The organism is Falsiroseomonas sp. HW251, assembly GCF_050563545.1.
In the GTDB taxonomy this organism is placed as follows: domain Bacteria; phylum Pseudomonadota; class Alphaproteobacteria; order Acetobacterales; family Acetobacteraceae; genus Falsiroseomonas.
The window spans coordinates 74,896-91,336 of sequence record NZ_JBNXUM010000022.1; the positions used below are offsets into that span (position 1 = coordinate 74,896).

The window sequence follows — 16,441 nt, forward strand, 5'->3', positions numbered from 1 at the left end:
ACGGAGACCGCCTATCTCGCGAACGGGTATCTCCTTCCAGGGCGGTGAGCGCTTCCGCGGCAACTCGGCCGACCAGGCGCCTGCCGAAGTTGTCTTGTCGCGGGCCGTTACGGCACAGGCGGACCGAGGGCTAGCAGATACGCGGCGATGTCGCGCGCATCACGCTGGTCCACCCCGAGGTCGGGCATCGCGGTCCGCGGATCGGCCTCGCGAGGGTGGCTGATCCAGAGGATCAGCTCGGCAGGTCGGTTGGACAGTCGCCCCGCCACGTAGAAGCGCCGCGCAAGGCCGGCAAGCGGCGGACCGACGCGGCCGCTGGCGCCTGGCACGCCGGAGATGCGGTGGCATCCGCCACAGCCGTAGCGCTCGATCGCCGCACGCCCGGCCTCCACATCACCGCCCGTATGCTCGGCGGCCAGGATGCGGCGCTCGCTCCGCAACTGCCATGCCTGCACGCCGACGGCCGCGCCGGCCGCGAGCACGCCAAGGCCGAGGAGGAGCAGCAGCCACTTAACCGAGGCGGGCATGCGGCACCTCCGCGGGCTGGCTCAGCGCGCGGCCGAGCAGCGCGAGCGCCGCTCCGGCATGCAGCAGGCCGCCCGGCACCCACATCAACAGTCCCGCGAGCTGCTGGTCCTCGGCCGGCGAGAGACCAGAGGGCGTGAGGCCAAGTGCCGCGTAGCCCGCGTACCAGGGACTCTCCGACAGCGCCATCAGCGCGCCCAGCGCGCCCGAGACGAGGGAGCTTGCGAACAGACAGAGCGCCGCGAGGCTCCGCCCCCCGAGTGACCTGCCGCAGCGGTCCAGTATCGCGACCCAGAAGGCGACCGCGGCGAGCAGGAAAGACAGATGTTGCGCTGCGTGCCAGGCGGGCAAGCGCAGCGCGCGGTCGAAGATCGGCGGGGCGTGCCACAGCCACAGCACGGCCGCCTGCAGCATCGTGGCAACAAGCGGCTGCGTCGCGGCGCGGCCAAGCGCGCGCAGGGGCCGGAGCAGCCAGGCCAGACCCTGGCGTCCGGCAGCCGGCACGCCCCAGGCCAGCACCGCCGTGGGCCGTCCCAGCACGATAAGCGGGGCGGCCACCAGCATCAGCAGCTCGTGCTGCAGCATATGGGCGGAGAAGGAAACGTGGCCGACCGACGCCAGCGGCGAGACGAGCGCCAGGACAAGGCACGCCCAGCCCAGCGCGAGCGCGCCGCTCTGCCGCCGCAGCGGCCCCGCGCCGCGACCCGCGCGCCGCGCCAGCCGGACCGTGCCGCGGCCGAGCAGAATGGCCATTGCCAGCAGGGGCAGGACCGTCCAGGCATCCAGGCTCCAGCTCGACGCGGCATTGCCGGCGCCATGCGCCTGCGCCCCGCCCGCGACGAGCAGCAGGGCAAGGCTCAGCGGAAGCATGGCGCCTCGATGACCGTTGCCGCGAGCTGGAAGGCGATCGCCAGGCCGAAGGCCCCGGCGCAGCCCAGCGCGAGGCCGGCGAGCAGCGCCTGCGTCTCCGCCCCGCCGGTGCGCAGCCCGCGCCACCCGATCCAGGCCGCGCCGGCGCACAGCAGCAGCGCCGCGGCGCCGATTGCCGGACCGATCGGCGGGCCGCCCCGTTCGCAGGCGATCCGCACCACGAGGCCCAGCCCCTGCTGGAACAGGAACCAGGCCACCGGCGGCAGCATCGCCGCCGCACCGAGCGCCCGCCCGCTCATGACGGCCCCCAGAGCCGCGGCAGCCAGTAGACCAGGCCGTAGAGCGGCAGCCAGCTCAGCACGACGAAGTCCCAGTAGGCGCAGTTGTCCACGGCGCCGCTGTACTGCTTCTCCTCGATCCGTCGCATGAAGAGCCAGCCGGCCTGCACGGCGGTGTCGGCGACATCGGTCACGATGTGCGTGGTGTGCAGCACCATCAGCAGCCAGACGGTCGAGCCGTAGGCGTTGTCGCTCCAGTGCACGTTCAGGTGCAGGAACTCGAGGGCGCGGATGCCGAGAAGCACGACGCCCAGCAGGGTCATCAGCACCATGCCCCGGCGCATCGCAGGCAGGTCTTGCGCCTGGGCGCGCCGGGCGAGCCAGCGGTTCGGCCACTCCGTGGCGACGAGGCCCAGCGTGAACAGCGCGCCGTAGAGATGGTCGGGCGGCGCGGTGCCTTCGGGCGGCCAGCCTGTGCCGAGGGTCGCGAGATACAGCACGCAGACCGCGGCGAGGGCGAAGCCCATGCCTTCGATCAGCATGAAGCCGACCAGGCCCCAGCTGTTGGTGTTGCGAATCCCAATGATGTCGTCCGGCAGGCCGGAGAGATCGCCGACGACGACAGGAGCCTCTGCCTGCCCAGGCACCGTCATGTCTCGGCCCTCGATTCCTCGTGCCGCGCGCGCGGCCAGAACCAGCCAATCAGCGTCGCCGCGACGGGGACGCTGCCCCACACCACGGCCCAGGGCGTGAAGATGCTGCCGACGAAGAACGCGGACGTCGCCAGCGCCGCCAGCAGCGGCCAGATCGACGGGCCGGGGCTGAATTGGCGGTACTCCGGCGCCGCCTCTCCGACCGAGGTGACGAGCACCTCTCGGTCGGTCAGCGACAGCCCCGTCATCACCCGCCGCGGCCGCGGCTCCCAGCAGGGAACGAGGCTGCCGACCACCGGCGTCGCGGCGAAATTGTACGGCGGCGGCGGCGAGGCGCAGCCCCATTCCAGGGTGGAGCCACCCCAGGGATCGTCGCCCGCCGGCCGGCCGAGCCGCAGGCTGAGCAGCGCGTTCGCCACCATCACCGCGGCGCCGAGCGAAGCGATGAGAGTGCCAGCGGAGACCACCAGGTTCAGCGTCCCCCAGCCCATCGCGGTGGGGTAGGTGTAGATGCGGCGCGGCATGCCCATCAGGCCGAGCAGGTGCATCGGGAAGAAGCCGATGTTGAAGCCGGCGAAGACCAGCCAGAACGCGATCTTGCCCCAGCGTTCCGACATCAGCCGGCCGGTCGCCTTCGGATACCAGTAGGCCAGCGCACCGAAGAGCGGGAACAGCGCGCCGCCGACCAGGACGTAGTGCAGGTGCCCGACGATGAAATATGTATCCGTGAGTTGGAGGTCGAGCGGGGCGGAGGCGGTCATGACGCCCGACAGGCCGCCGATGACGAAAGTGGCGATGAAGCCGACGACCCAGAGCAGCGGCGTGGCGAAGCGCGGGCGGCCATCGGCGATCGTGGCGATCCAGCAGAAGATCTGCATCCCGACCGGCAGCGCGATCGCCATGCTCGCCGCGGTGTAGAAGCTCGCGCCGAGGCGCGGCAGGCCGACGGCGAACATGTGGTGCACCCACAGCCCGAAGGCGAGCAGCCCCACCGAGACGATGGCCAGCACCTGCACCGTATGGCCGAACAGGACGCGGCGCGAGAAGGTCTCCACGATCGCGGAGACGAAGCCGACGGCCGGGAGGAAGATGATGTAGACCTCGGGGTGGCCGAAGAACCAGAACATGTGCTGGAACAGCAGCACGTCGCCGCCGGCCTGCGGACTGAAGAACTGCGTCGCGACCAGCCGGTCGGCGATCAGCAGGCTCGTCGCCAGCATCACCGCCGGCAGCGCCAGCACCGTCATCACCGAGGTGACGAGCATCGCCCAGAGGAACACCGGCATGCGCGCCAGCGTCATGCCCGGCGGGCGCATCTTCAGGATGGTCACCGCGATATTGACCGAAGCTGCGAGCGCGGCGACCTCGGTGAAGGTGATCATCTGCGCCCAGACATCGGCGCGGTGGCCGGGCGCATAGGTCGGGCCAGAAAGCGGCGGATATTCGAACCAACCGAGGTCGGGTGTCACGCCGAGCGCATGCGGCACCCAGAGCATCAGCACGCCGCCGAGGTAGAGCCAGTAGCTGTAGGCCGCGAGGCGCGGATAGGCGAGGTTGCGCTGGCCGAGCATCAGCGGCACGAGCCAGATCGCCATCGCCTCCATCACCGGCACGGAGACCAGGAACAGCATGGTCGAGCCGTGCAGCGTGAAGGCCTCGTTGTAGCCCTGCGGCCCGAGGCGCTGCATCTCCGGCTGTGAGAGCTGGATGCGCATGTCGAGCGCGAGGATGCCGGAGACGACCAGCAGTGCGAGGGTGGTGACGAGGTAGCGAGCTGCGATGCGCTTGTGGTCGACGGTGGCAAGGAAGCCGATCAGGCCGGGCTTGTCGCCCCATGTCGCGGCCAGGCGCGCGGCGTCGTCGGACGGGACGGGCAGCACCGGCTCGACCGGCGCGCGGCGCGGCCGGTCGGCCAACGCCACCATCCAGGTAAGGCCGGCCATGGCGAGAAGGCGCGCTAGCGCAGCCATTCCAGATACCTCGCCAGCGCATCCGCATCGTCCGGCGCGAGTTCCATCGCCGGCATCAGCGTCCCCGGCTTCAGCGCGTCGGGATCGACGATCCAGCCCTGCAGATTGCCACGGTTGTTGGGCAGCGTGCCGGCGGCGATGCTGCGTCGCCCGCCGACATGCGTCAGGTCGGGACCGGCCTGCCCGCGCGCCGCCGTACCGCGCACGGTGTGGCAGGCCGCGCAGGGGCCGTCCTCCAGCAGGGTCCGTCCGTGCGCCAGCACGGCATCGCCCGGCTCCGCCGCCGGCGCGGCCTGTGCGGCAAGCCAGGCCGCGAAATCCCGCGGTGGCGATACCCGCACATCCAGCGCCATCAACGCATGCTGCAGGCCGCAGAACTCCGCGCATTGGCCGCGATACTCGCCTTCCCGCTCCGCCGTGAGGTCGAGGAGGTTCCGCCGGCCGGGGATGACGTCGAGCTTGCCGCTGAGATTGGGGATCCAGAAGCTGTGGATGACGTCGCCGGCGATCAGTTCCAGCCGGGCCGCGCGGCCGACCGGCAGGTGCAGCTCGTTCGCTGTCTCGATCCAGTCTCCCGACGCGGGATCGCGGTAGGCGACGCGCCACCACCATTGGTGCGCCGTGACGCGGATCTCGAGCGCGTCGCGGCCGCGCGCGGCAGCCAGCGCACGGTCCACCGCGAAGCTTGCGGTGGCGAGCACCGACAGCCCGGCGACGACCAGCACCGTCCAGATCGCCAACCCCGCACGCAGCCGGCCCTCGCCGCCGGCCGACGCCGCGGCCTTTCGCGAACGCCGGATCGCCCAGGCCAGGAAGGCAAGCGTCAGGAGATACACCCCGCCGCACACCCACAGCATCAGGCCGAACAGGCCGTGCAGCAGCGATGCCCCTTCGCCGGCGGGATCCAGGGCGGATTGTGGCCCGCCGCAGGCCGCGAGAAAGCCTGCGACCAGCAGCACGGGCCAACGCCTCACGACCCGCCCCCCCTGCTTTCAGGCTGCTGGTCCAGGCTCTGGCGCCGGCGCATCTGCGGCGTCTGCTTCTCGAGGTCGCGCACATAGGCGGTGACCTGCCAGAGCGTCTGCATCGGCATGCGGGCGGCGTAGGCCGGCATGCCCGGCCTTCCATCCGCGATGGAGACGAAGACGGCGTCGAAGTCGCCACCATGGCGCCAATCGCCATCCGCGAGATCGAGCGCCGCGCCGCCGGATTCCTGGTGGCAGCGGTCGCAACCGTACCACGCGAAGTATCGGCCACCGCGCGCCACCTGGAAGCGGTTGTCCTGGAAATACGGGATGCGCGCATCCTCCGCGCTGCGCGGGGGCGTGCGGACGGGTTCGCGATCGACAGCGCGATCCTCGCTGCCGCATCCCGTCAGCCACGCGGCAAGGAGCAGCATCGACGCCCTGATGTGCCGCCCTGCAACCACGCCATCCTCGCCGTCTCGATTGCTTGCTTGCAGCTCAGAACGTCGCGTGTCCGGTCAGGTTCGGCCTCTGCGGCCGCGCCTGTTTCGCGCCGGTTCAACCCAGGCCGATCGCATCACCGTCCAACGGAAGCGCGGTGCAGTCCGTAGGCATGGCGATGCGCGCGGCGCCTGCGAAGATCTCGAACCCGTCCGCCCGCACCACCGCGATGAGCGTGACGCCGGCCGCCTCCGCCGTGCGCACGGCCAGCGCGGTCGGCGCGGAAACCGCGGCGATCGCCGCCGCGCCGAGCCTCGCCGCCTTCTGCACCATCTCCACCGACACGCGGCTGGACAGCACGACGATGCCGCCCGCCGCGCTGCGCCCCGCCTGCGCCAGCGCGCCGGCGAGCTTGTCCAGCGCGTTGTGACGGCCGACATCCTCCCGCAGCGCGACGCAACCCTCGCCCGGCAGCCAGAGCGCCGCGGCATGCGCGGCTCGCGTCGCCAAGCCCAGCGCCTGGCGTGACGCCATCGCGTCCAGCGCGGCGGCGATGTCGGCCGGCGTGAAGTTGCCGCCGGGCGGCACGGGCGGCGGCGGGCGGACCGCCGCCTCCAGGCTCTCCACTCCGCAGAGGCCGCAGCCGGTCGGCCCGGCCAGGGCGCGTCGCCGCCCCTCCAGGTCGCGGCAGCGGTCGGGCGTCAGCCAGAGGCGCGCCACCAGCCCGTCCGGCCGGGGGATCACCTGGACTTCCTCGATCTCGTCCAGGCTTCGCACGAGGCCCTCGGTCAGGGTGAAGCCGACCGCGAGATCCTCGACATCGGCCGGCGTCGCCATCAGCACTGCATGGGTGTGGCCGGCATAGTCGATGGCAACGGGCGCTTCCTCGGCGGCCAGGCGCGCGCCGGGGATCATCACGGCGCCGCGCACCACCAGGCTCGGCAGCCGGCAGGCCGCGTCCATCTCAGCCGATCCGCGGCTGCGCGGCGCGCGAACGCGTGACGCGCACGGGTATCGCCTTGTAGGCCGGGGTATGCGCCCGCGTGTCGCGATGGCTGAGCGGCACGAGCGGGTTCGCCTCCGGGAAGTAGGCGCCGCAGCAGCCCGGCGGGATGTCGTAGGGCAGGACGCGGAAACCCTCGACGCGACGCACCGCGCCGTCGGTGTCGAGCGCGGTCTCGATGTCCACCGCCGCGTCCGCCTCCAGCCCCAGCCGCGCGATGTCGGCCTGGTTCATGAAGACCACCAGGCGCGTGCCGCGCACGCCGCGGAACCGGTCGTGGTAGCCGTAGATCGTGGTGTTGAACTGGTCGTTGCTGCGGAACGTCGTGAGCTGCAGCACGTCCGGCAGGTCGAGCGTGTCAGGGGCGCCGGCGAAGAGGCGCGTCGGCAGCAGGAAATTCGCCTTCCCGGTATGCGTGCTCCAGCTCCGCTCGCGCGCCGCAAGGGGCCGGGGGAAGCCGCCGGGGTGGCGGATGCGCTCGTTGAAGCGGGTGAAGGTGGTGGGCCAGGTGCGCTCGATCGCGTCCCGCACCAGCCCGTAATCGCCGACCCAATCCTGCCACGGAATTCGCGGATTGGGCGGCAGCGTGGCCTGGGCGATGCCGGCGATGATCGCCGGCTCCGACCGCAGCGAGTCCGAGGCCGGCTTCACCTGGCCCCAGGATCCGTGGAACTGCGCGACGCTGCTTTCGATCGAGACCATCTGCGGGCCGCTCGCCTGCTCGTCGATCTCCAGGCGGCCGAGGCAGGGCAGCAGATAGGCGATCTCGCCATGCACGACATGGCTGCGGTTGAGCTTGGTGGCGATCGCGACGGTCAGGCGCAGCTTTCGCCACGCCGCCTCGACACGCGGCTGGTCCGGCGCGGCGCGCACCACGTTGCCGCCGAGCGCGACGAAAGCGCGCAGCTTCCCCGCCAGCATCGCCTCGAGCCCGGCGACGGTGGAGTAGCCCTCGTGCCGCGGCGCCTTGAAGCCGTAGAGCTCCTCCAGCCTGTCGAGGGGGACCAGGTCGGGCTTCTCGGTGATGCCGACGGTGCGCTGGCCCTGCACGTTGGAATGGCCACGCACCGGGCAGATGCCCGTCCCGGGCTTGCCGATGTTGCCGCGCAGCAGCAGCAGGTTGGCGAGCATCTGCACGGTCTCGACGCCGCCGACATGCTGCGTCAGCCCCATCCCGTAGAGCGCCATGCAGCGATCCGCCCGCGCATAGGTCGCGGCCACCTCCTCCAGCTGTGATCGCGAAAGGCCGGAGACGTGCTCGATTTCTGCCCACTCCGCGGACCGGCAATGATCGGCGAGTGCGTCGAAGCCGGTGGTGTGCGCGGCGATGAAGTCATGGTCCAGCACGCGGCGGGACGTCGCGCGCGCGGCGGCGGCCTTGACGCCGTAGGCGGCGTCGTTCTCCGTGTCCTCGCGCAGCGCGGCCTTGTCGGTCGGCCCGGCGCCGGCTGCGTCGTCCATCGCGATCAGCGCCTTGCAGATGCCGGTCAGCGCCGCGAGGTCGCCACCGACGCGCACCTGGAGGATCGCGTCGGAGATCTGCGTTTCCGATCCCGTCAGCATCTCGCGCGGGGATTGCGGATCGGTGAAGCGCTCGAGCCCGCGTTCGCGCAGCGGGTTCACGCTGATGATCGTGGCGCCGCGCTGCTTGGCGTGCTGGAACTGGTGCAGCATGCGCGGCGCGGTGGTCGCGATGTTGTGCCCGAGATAGAGGATAAGGTCGGTCTGGTCGAAATCCTGCAGCGTGATCGTGCCGACCGGGGCGCCGATACTCTCCGGCAGCGCCACGCTGGTGGATTCGTGACACATGTTGGAGCTGTCAGGCAGGTTGTTGGTGCCGTAGAGCCGGGCGAGGAGCTGGAACATGTAGCTCGCTTCCAGGCTGGCGCGGCCGCTGGTGTAGAAGATGACCTGGTCCGGATCGGCGCGCAGCGCGCCGAGTTCCCGGCCGATCTCCTCGAAGGCGCTCTCCCAGCTCACCGGCAGGTAGCGGTCGGTGGCGGGGTCCCAGCGCATCGGCTCGGTCAGGCGGCCAGCTTCCTCCAGATGGTAGTCCAGCCAGCCTTCCAGTTCCGCCAGGCTGTGTTTCTGGAAGAAGTCGGGCTCTACGCGCCGCCGCGTGGTTTCCCATGCCGTCGCCTTGGCGCCGTTCTCGCAATACTCGAAGGGCAGCGGCTCCGGCGGCTTCGCCCAGGAACAGCTGACGCACATGTAGCCGTCGGGCTTGTTCTGGTGCTGCAGCGTCGCGATGCGGCCGGGGATCTCCTCCCGCAGCAGGATCCCACCGACCGCGCGAAGGGAGCCGTAGCCGCCGGCCGGCCCCTCATACTCCTCGATCCGCGGCGTCTTCGAGGGGCCCGCCATCCGTCGCTCCGCTCCATGCGCAAGGCAGCATCAACGCGGGCAGGCCGCGTTCGTATCGAGCGTCCCACCGCGGAAGGCGTTGCAACGTCGCGTGACCGACGCGGCGGGGTGCCGGCGCAACTCCCTCCGTGAAGCCGCTCGACCAGGACGTCCGTCAACGCCCTGGGCACTAGCGTAGGTGAAGGCACCTGCGCGCGCCCATCGCGCAGCAAAGGCATGGTCGGCGTAAAGCACTGGCTCGCCCCAGAAGTCCGCAGAGCGCGCTGAGGAATGCGCCCGGCCCTTTGGCCTCCCGACTAGCCGACGCGTGATCTCTCCAGGGTCGTAATCCTTCGCATTCAGAGGGTAGGCTGGCGCGCTGGAGGGGCGATGCCAAGCAAGCACAATCTGAGCATTTCGCTGACCGAGCACCTCTGCGCCTTCGTCCAGGCGCAGGTCGCTTCCGGCCGCTTCCGCAGCGCGAGCGAGGTGATGCGGGCCGGGCTCCGGCTGCTTGAACGAGAGTTGGAGGGCAACCCGGCAACACGCGCCGCCACCAGGGCGAGGCGGCTGAGAACGGGGCGGAGACTGCCACCCCGCGCCGGGGCCTTCGATGATGGAGCCGAAGGCCTTCCCGATCGTCGGCGTCGGCGCCTCGGCGGGCGGCATCGAGGCGCTGGAGGGGTTCCTGCAAGGACTGCCGGACCGTCCCGGCCTCGCCGTGGTCGTTGTCACGCACCTGTCCCCCGACCGCGAGAGCCTCCTGCACGAGATCCTGGCGCGCTATACGCCCATGCCGGTGCAGGTTGCAGCCGACGGCCAGCGGGTCGAGCCGGACCACGTCTACGTCCTCCCGGCCGACGCGCTCCTCGGCATCGAGCGGGGGCGGCTCAGGATCACCAAGCCCAATGCCGGCCGGCGCGAGCGCAAGCCGATCGACATCTTCTTCAGCGCCCTGGCCGCCGACCAGGGCGAGCACGCGGCGGGGGTGGTGCTCTCGGGCGGAGACGGCGACGGCACGCTCGGCATCAAGGCGATCAAGGAGCGCGGCGGCCTCACCCTGGCACAGGTGGCCGATGGCCACGGGCCGGGCCGACCGGAAATGCCCGAGAGCGCGATCGCCAGCGGCCTCGTCGACCTCGCCCTGCCCGCGGCGGAGATGGGCACGCGGCTCGTCGAGTTCGCCCATGGCCTGCGGGTGCTCGACGACTTGACGGCGGCTCCCGGCCCGCTGCAGGACGTCCGGGCCGTCGAGGATGCGCGGGCGGAGATCTGCGCGATCCTCCGCAACCAGGTCGGCCACGACTTCACGGCCTACAAGCCGAAGACCTTCCTCCGGCGGGTGCAGCGGCGCATGCAGGTGACCGCGCTCGACACGGTAGAGGGCTATGTCGAGCTGCTGCGGCGGGACCCGGAGGAGGTGAACGCCCTCTTCCGCGACCTGCTGATCGGCGTTACTAACTTCTTCCGCGACACCGACGCTTTCGAGGCCCTCGCCTCGACGGTGATACCCCGCCTGTTCGAAGGGCGCGGTGCCGACGACGCGGTGCGCGTCTGGATTCCCGGCTGCGCCACGGGCGAGGAGGTGTTCTCGATCGCCATCCTCCTGCGCGAGCACATGGACCGGCTCCAGGTGGTCCCGCGTGTGCAGGTCTTCGCCACCGACATCGACGCCCGCGCGCTCGCCGTCGCCCGCGCGGCGCGCTACCCCGGGCCGCTGCTTGACAGCGTCAGCCCGGAGCGGCGCGCACGGTTCTTCGTCCCCGACGGCGGCAGCTTCCTGGTCACGAGGGAAGTGCGCGACGTCTGCATCTTCTCGCCGCACAGCGTGCTGCGCGACCCGCCGTTTTCCCGCATCGACCTCGTCTCCTGCCGCAACCTGCTGATCTACTTCGGCGCGGACGCACAGAACCAGGTCCTCCCGGTGTTCCACTACGCGCTGAGGCCGGGCGGGCATCTCTTCCTCGGCACGTCCGAGAACATCGGCACCTTCGCCGATCTTTTCGCCCCCGTGGACAAGCAGAACCGCATCTTCGTCCGCCGGACGGACGGGACGCCGGCAGTTCGGCTGCCGATGACGCTGATCGGCCTGCGCCCCGGACGCGCGATGGAACCGGTGCCGCGGCCGACGGTCACCGGGGGGATCGCGCTGCGGCAGGCCGTCGAGGGCCAGGTCCTGGAGCGGTTCGCACCGCCCTTCACGGTGGTTAACCGGGACGGCGAGGTCGCCTACACCTCCGCTGGGACCGGCAAGTACCTCGAGGTCGCAGCGGGGCTCCCGACCCGCCAGGTGCTGACCATGGCCCGCAAGGGCCTCAGGCTCGACCTGCGGACCACCCTGAGCGAGGCGGTCGAGACCGGCGGCGCCGTGACGCGCCGCGGCATTGCCGTCGAGGAGGAGGACGGGCGCGTCCAGATGGTCTCGCTCACGGTGGAGCCGCTGCGTGACCGCGGCGGGGCCGAGCAACTCTACCTCATCCTCTTTACCGACGAGGGTCCGGTGCTGAGCCGCGAGGAGGCACTCGGCGCGGTCCGGGCCGCTCAGGACGGGACGGCGCCGCGCCTGGAGGCGGAGTTGCGGGAGACGCGCGAGCGGCTGCAGTCGCTGATCGAGGAGTACGAGACGGCGCTCGAGGAACTGAAGGCGTCGAACGAGGAGCTGGTGTCGCTGAACGAGGAACTGCAGTCGACGAACGAGGAGCTCGAGGCCTCGAAGGAGGAGCTCCAGTCGGTCAACGAGGAGCTGCAGACCGTCAACCTGGAGCTGAACGCCAAGGTCGAGGCGCTCGACCGCGCCAATGACGACCTGAACAACCTCTTCGAGAGCACCGACGTCGCCACCGTCTTCCTCGACCGCGAGCTCCGGATCCGCAGCTTCACCCCGGCCGCGAAGCGCGTGTTCAACCTCCTTCCCGGCGACCGCGGACGGCCAATCACCGACCTTTCGGCTCGCATCGAGCTGCCCGATTTCGAGACGGACATCGCCGCGGTCATGGCCGGTGGCGAGCCTCTCGAGAGGCGGCTCGACCATGAGGAGGCGAGCGCCCACTACCTCGTGCGACTGACGCCGTACCGGAACGGCGACCGCCGCATCGACGGCGTGGTGGCAACCTTCGTCGACGTCACCGGCCTGACCGAGGCCGAGGTCTACCAGCGGACCCTGGTCGCCGAGCTGCAACACCGCACCCGCAACCTGCTGAACGTGGTACAGGCAATTGTCATGCAGACCCTGGGCCGCGAGGGCACGCCGAAGGAGCTGACCGAGCGACTCGCCGCGCTGGGCCGTGTGCAGAGCCTGGTCAGCGAGACGGGCGGTGGGCCGGTGGACCTCGCCGCTGTCATCCGTCTCGAGTTGCGTGCCCACGCCGCGGCGGTCGGGGACGGCAGGGTCACCCTCGCGGGGCCGCCGGTGGCGCTCGGCGCCGAACGCCTCCAGGTGCTGGCCCTCGCGTTGCACGAGCTCACCACCAACGCCGTCAAGCACGGCGCGCTCAAGACCGGGGGGGGGACGGCTCGAGATCCGCTGGACGGTCGAGGACCACGGCGCGGCGGATGGCGGTCCGCTGCTCGCGCTGGATTGGTGGGAGAGCGGCGTCGCCATGCCGGCGGACACGTCCCGGCGCGGCTACGGGCGGGAGCTGATCGAGCGGGCCCTTGCCTACGCAGCGCGGGCGAAGAGCCGGCTCGCCTTCGGCGCGGACGGCGTGACCTGCCGGATCGAGATGCCGCTGCGCGTGCGGCCCTAAATGTTTGGTGCCGCCCCTGCTGTGATGGCTCCCCGGCCGGTCTGACGCGGGCGAAGGCGCCCGTCCGCGGCGCGGCTCCCCCTTTTGACCGGGCCGCTGCTGGGCTCAGCCGTTGCCGCTTTCGCGCTCCGGCGCCTGCCCACCGGCCTCCAGAATGGCGCGGACGGTCCTCGGGGAGGTGGTAGGTGTCCGCCCAGTTCTCGGCCGGGGTGGTCGTGTCGGGCAGCATGTGCCTGCCGTCGAGGTGGTTGATGAACCGCCAGTCCGGGCTCATGCGGTAGACAATGTTGGCGCCGGCGGTCACCAGCGCGCGGAAGCGCGCCTCGCCTGCGTGCGTCGCTGCCTCGGCGCGAGCGCGCTCCACCGCGGCCCAGATCCGCTCTGCCACCTCGCGGAGCAGGCGGGCCTCCTGCTCGGTCCAGACTCGTGGGCGGGCCATCGCAACGGAGAAGACGCCGACGAGGCGTCCATGCTTGACGAGCGGCGCGCCGACGAAGGCGATGATCCTGAGTGCCGCATAAGCTGCGCGGTCCACGGCCGGGATCGTCTCCGGGTCCTGCGTGTCGGCGACGATCTGGCATTCACCACGGCGCAGGATGCCGACCGACCATGTGAAATCGACCAGCCGGTGCACGCCTGCGAGCGACGGCGCATCGCCGCGGACGAGGTCCCGCTCGACGCGCGCAATGCCGGCCGCCTCGTCCATCTCGACATAGAAGGCGCGGTCCGCGTCCAGCCGTTCCGCGATCAACCGACTGGCCTCGCCGACGATCGCGGCCGGGTCGGCGAGCGGGCGCAGCGCGTCGGTGAGCTGCAGGAGAAAGGCCTGGCGCGCCTCGCTCTCGCGCAGCGCCGCCTCGGCCTGGACGCGCGCCGTCGTCTCCATGCAGGTACAGATCAGGCCGGCGATCCGCCCCTCCTCGTTGCGCAGCGGCGCGTAGGAGTACGAGAACCAGGTCTCCTCGGCGTAGCCCTTGCGGCGCATGACGAAGGGCAGGTCGTCCATCGTGTGCGTCTCGCCACCCACCATCGTGCGGTGGACGAGCGGGTCGAGGACATCCCAGATCTCCGGCCAGACCGCGCGAAACGCCTGGCCCAAGGCGGCAGGGTGCTTATCGAACAGGATGCCTGCGTAGGCGTCGTTGTACAGAATGGTGCGTTCCGCGCCCCAGAGCATGAAGCTTGGGAAGGCCGATCCGAGGACCACCTCCACGCAGGTGCGCATCCTGGGGGACCAGCGCTCAATCGGGCCGAGCGGTGTCGCGCCCCAGTCGTGCTCACGGATGCGCCGGGGCATCTCGCCCTTGCCGGGCGGCCAGGACACATCCTCCAGCATCTCCGGGCGTCGCGCGGCGCTCACCGCCAGAGCCCCTCGAAGCGCCGGCCCGGCGCGCGGGTGTAGTGGACGGTGTGCTGGCGGTCGCGGTGGCCGAGGTGGTCCTGGATGAGCCGCAGGTCGAGGCCGTTGGCGAGCGCGAAGCCGCAGGAGCGACGGAGCGTGTTCGGGTGGACGCCAGCCAGGCCAGCGCGTGCCGCCGCGGCGGCGGCGATGTAGTTCACCGCCTGGCGCGTCAGCGGCTGGCCGCGCTCCGCGACGAGGAGCCAGGGCAGCGCGTCGGCGCGGGTGCCAAGGTAGCGCTGGACCGCGCGCAGCTCGTCACCGGCGATCGGCTGCTCGACCGAGAGCCCGCCCTTGAGGCGGCGCACGCAGAGCCGGGCGCGGTCGAGGTCGAGCTCGTCCCGGCGCATGCCGACGGCCTCACTGACCCGCAGCCCGTGGCGGTAGGTCATCACCAACAGGAGGTGGTCGCGGATGCCGTGCCGGCGGGCCTTGGCGGCGTCCAGCAACCGGGCGACTTGGGCCGGGGAGAGGCAGTGCTCGGCGCTCTCGTGCCCATCGGCACCGGCCGCAGCGGGGCCAGCCGGCACACTCTTGACCTTTCGCCTGCCGGGCACCGCCGACGGCATCGCCGCAACTCCTTCTCCGCCCGGGAGGTGGGTGCACGCTTTCGACGAAACCCGCGTTCTGTAAAGAGTTGGCAGCCTCACGCCGCGGCGAGGAGCTCCAGATGCAGCCGCCGCTCTATGTCGCGGCCGCAGACCAGCGGGGTCAGGCCGCACCGATCGGCCGGCGTCATGCGCGCCAGCCAGGCGGGGTCGGAGTGCCCGAGAAAATTGCGCTCCGCCCGGATCCGTTCGGCGGGTCAGGACCATCGGACTCGATTCCTGAGTAAACTGCGGCGGCGTTCTGCAAGCTCAGCGAGCGCTAGGCGCCGTTTATGCTGCAAGAGACAGGGTGCTTTTGCGGCGCGCGCCCGGCTTCGTAAGGTGGCACGGAAGACGCGATACGCGCTTGGCGGCGAGCTGGGCTATCAGAAGCGCTTCGGAGCTCGTCCAGTGTTCTCGCCGTGACTGCGCCTCTCCCTGTCACAGCCCAGAGCGTCCCGCCGGGCAACCCGTAGCCGTGCCGGGCGCACTGTCGGTCTTCGGCGGCACCCCAGCGTAACGGCTGCCGGCCAGCGCGGTGCCTGCGCGGCCATCACAGGTGATTGCGGAATGCGAACTGACTCGGTGTTGCCACGTATCGGTTTCGCGGGCCGGGAGAGCGACTGTGCGCTCGTCCTCGGATGCTTCGGGTGGAGGCCCGCGCGCTCCCCTCAGCCCCGCTGACCTCTGCCCTGGTCAGCGGGGCCTTCTTGCAGCGCGATGCTCAGTGCCCCTGCAGCCACCAGGATTGGTCTCGGATCCATGCTCCCGGAGCTTCACCGATGACGGCCCGCTGGACGCGCGCGGACAGCTGCCGGACTGCCAAGACGGTGAAGGTGTGCCCACGAGCCGGGTCGCTTCGGGATCGGCTCAGGCGGCCAAGCGTTTGGCGCTGATGGGCGACCGGCTCTATAAGCCGTTCCGGCGAGCAGCAGGGCGTGGACGACGCCTGAGCGTGTCCGGCCAGCGCAGGATTTGCGCTGCGGTCGCTTGCGTGTTCTGCACTGTGCTGACGCCGACCAGCTCCGCACCCCAGCCGCCCAGCACCGTCCCGCTGACGTTCCAAGAGCAATCGGCCTTGTGGACCGCCTGTGCGGGCACGACCAATCTTCCGGCTGCTTTCCGGGACTGCACAAATCGGCACATCGCCGAACTCAGCGCGACACCGCAGCCACCCGGCACCGCTTCGCTCACGCCCCAAGAGCGATCGGCTGTAGTGGCGGCTTGCTCGGCCATTGCCGCCCAGGGTCCTGCTGCGGTCAGGCGCTGTACGACGCGACGCTTGGCGGAACTCGGACTGGTGTCACCGCGAACAGAGTCTCCGATGCGCCGACAGCAAGGACCGTCAGATCAAATTGCAGCGCCAGGCGAGGCGAAGACACCAACGACCTCAGCGCCATCACCGGAAAGCGCACAACGCCTGGCATGCGCGCTCGCGGGCACCTGTCCGAGCAACTGATCGGCTGCGCGCGTGCCGCTATGGGACAGCGTGAGACCGGGAGGCCGCACGGGGCTTGCCCGGTTCGGTGGGACTCAGTCCCAGAACTGCGCATTCGGGCGCGTATGAGCGCCCCCGCCGGGCCGGCGCATTTCTGGGCGCGAAGCCGAAGCCGCTTTGGTGGCATGCGAGAGCATGCAGCAACTGGGCACCTGGCCAGCCT

Annotated in this window: 11 protein-coding genes and 2 pseudogenes; 2 read left to right on the forward strand and 11 right to left on the reverse strand. The window is 70.9% G+C overall.

All coding sequences use genetic code 11. The features are described 5' to 3' along the window. Positions 1 to 107 precede the first annotated feature (107 nt). The 9 genes from ACLF3M_RS23910 to ACLF3M_RS23950 form a co-directional block, all read right to left on the reverse strand. Complete coding sequence (locus tag ACLF3M_RS23910) at positions 108 to 527, reverse strand: c-type cytochrome (RefSeq protein ID WP_430659500.1); 420 nt, start codon at positions 525 to 527, stop codon at positions 108 to 110. Further along, the gene (locus ACLF3M_RS23915) at positions 511 to 1,395 is read right to left on the reverse strand and encodes a cytochrome c oxidase assembly protein (protein ID WP_430659501.1); all 885 of its coding nucleotides are present in this window, start codon (positions 1,393 to 1,395) and stop codon (positions 511 to 513) included. The genes ACLF3M_RS23910 and ACLF3M_RS23915 overlap by 17 nt, the downstream gene beginning before the upstream one ends. After that, on the reverse strand, positions 1,383 to 1,694 hold the full coding sequence (locus ACLF3M_RS23920) for a hypothetical protein (RefSeq protein WP_430659502.1): 312 nt from the start codon (positions 1,692 to 1,694) through the stop codon (positions 1,383 to 1,385). Before ACLF3M_RS23920 ends, ACLF3M_RS23915 begins: the two co-directional genes overlap by 13 nt. Then, on the reverse strand, positions 1,691 to 2,326 hold the full coding sequence (locus ACLF3M_RS23925) for a cytochrome c oxidase subunit 3 (protein WP_430659503.1): 636 nt from the start codon (positions 2,324 to 2,326) through the stop codon (positions 1,691 to 1,693). The genes ACLF3M_RS23920 and ACLF3M_RS23925 overlap by 4 nt, the downstream gene beginning before the upstream one ends. After that, positions 2,323 to 4,269 carry an aa3-type cytochrome oxidase subunit IV gene (gene ctaF / locus ACLF3M_RS23930; protein WP_430659504.1) on the reverse strand — a complete coding sequence of 649 codons (1,947 nt, stop codon included), beginning with the start codon at positions 4,267 to 4,269 and terminating at the stop codon, positions 2,323 to 2,325. The genes ACLF3M_RS23925 and ctaF overlap by 4 nt, the downstream gene beginning before the upstream one ends. 14 nt (positions 4,270 to 4,283) lie before the next feature. Next, complete coding sequence (locus ACLF3M_RS23935; RefSeq protein WP_430659505.1) at positions 4,284 to 5,270, reverse strand: cytochrome c oxidase subunit II; 987 nt, start codon at positions 5,268 to 5,270, stop codon at positions 4,284 to 4,286. Then, positions 5,267 to 5,695, reverse strand: a complete 429-nt coding sequence (locus ACLF3M_RS23940; protein WP_430659506.1) for a c-type cytochrome — start codon at positions 5,693 to 5,695, stop codon at positions 5,267 to 5,269. Before ACLF3M_RS23940 ends, ACLF3M_RS23935 begins: the two co-directional genes overlap by 4 nt. Positions 5,696 to 5,819: 124 nt before the next feature. After that, positions 5,820 to 6,665, reverse strand: coding sequence for a formate dehydrogenase accessory sulfurtransferase FdhD (gene fdhD, locus ACLF3M_RS23945; RefSeq protein WP_430659507.1), 846 nt, complete (start codon positions 6,663 to 6,665; stop codon positions 5,820 to 5,822). A 1-nt stretch (position 6,666) separates the two neighbouring features. Next, entirely contained in the window at positions 6,667 to 9,069 is a 2,403-nt protein-coding gene (locus ACLF3M_RS23950) for an FdhF/YdeP family oxidoreductase (RefSeq protein ID WP_430659508.1), read from the reverse strand. 369 nt (positions 9,070 to 9,438) lie between these two features. Here ACLF3M_RS23950 and ACLF3M_RS23955 point away from each other — a divergent pair. Continuing rightward, positions 9,439 to 9,561 (forward strand): annotated as a pseudogene (locus ACLF3M_RS23955) (type II toxin-antitoxin system ParD family antitoxin); the annotation flags it as partial. Between the two features lie 100 nt (positions 9,562 to 9,661). Beyond that, positions 9,662 to 12,979 carry a CheR family methyltransferase gene (locus tag ACLF3M_RS23960; RefSeq protein ID WP_430659509.1) on the forward strand — a complete coding sequence of 1,106 codons (3,318 nt, stop codon included), beginning with the start codon at positions 9,662 to 9,664 and terminating at the stop codon, positions 12,977 to 12,979. 233 nt (positions 12,980 to 13,212) lie between these two features. On the opposite strand, the pseudogene ACLF3M_RS23965 reads toward ACLF3M_RS23960, so the two are convergent. Beyond that, a pseudogene (locus ACLF3M_RS23965) lies at positions 13,213 to 14,130 on the reverse strand (GAF domain-containing protein); the annotation flags it as partial. Between the two features lie 20 nt (positions 14,131 to 14,150). Beyond that, positions 14,151 to 14,642 (reverse strand): tyrosine-type recombinase/integrase, encoded by a 492-nt coding sequence (locus tag ACLF3M_RS23970; protein WP_430659510.1) that lies wholly within the window; start codon positions 14,640 to 14,642, stop codon positions 14,151 to 14,153. Positions 14,643 to 16,441: the final 1,799 nt, after the last annotated feature.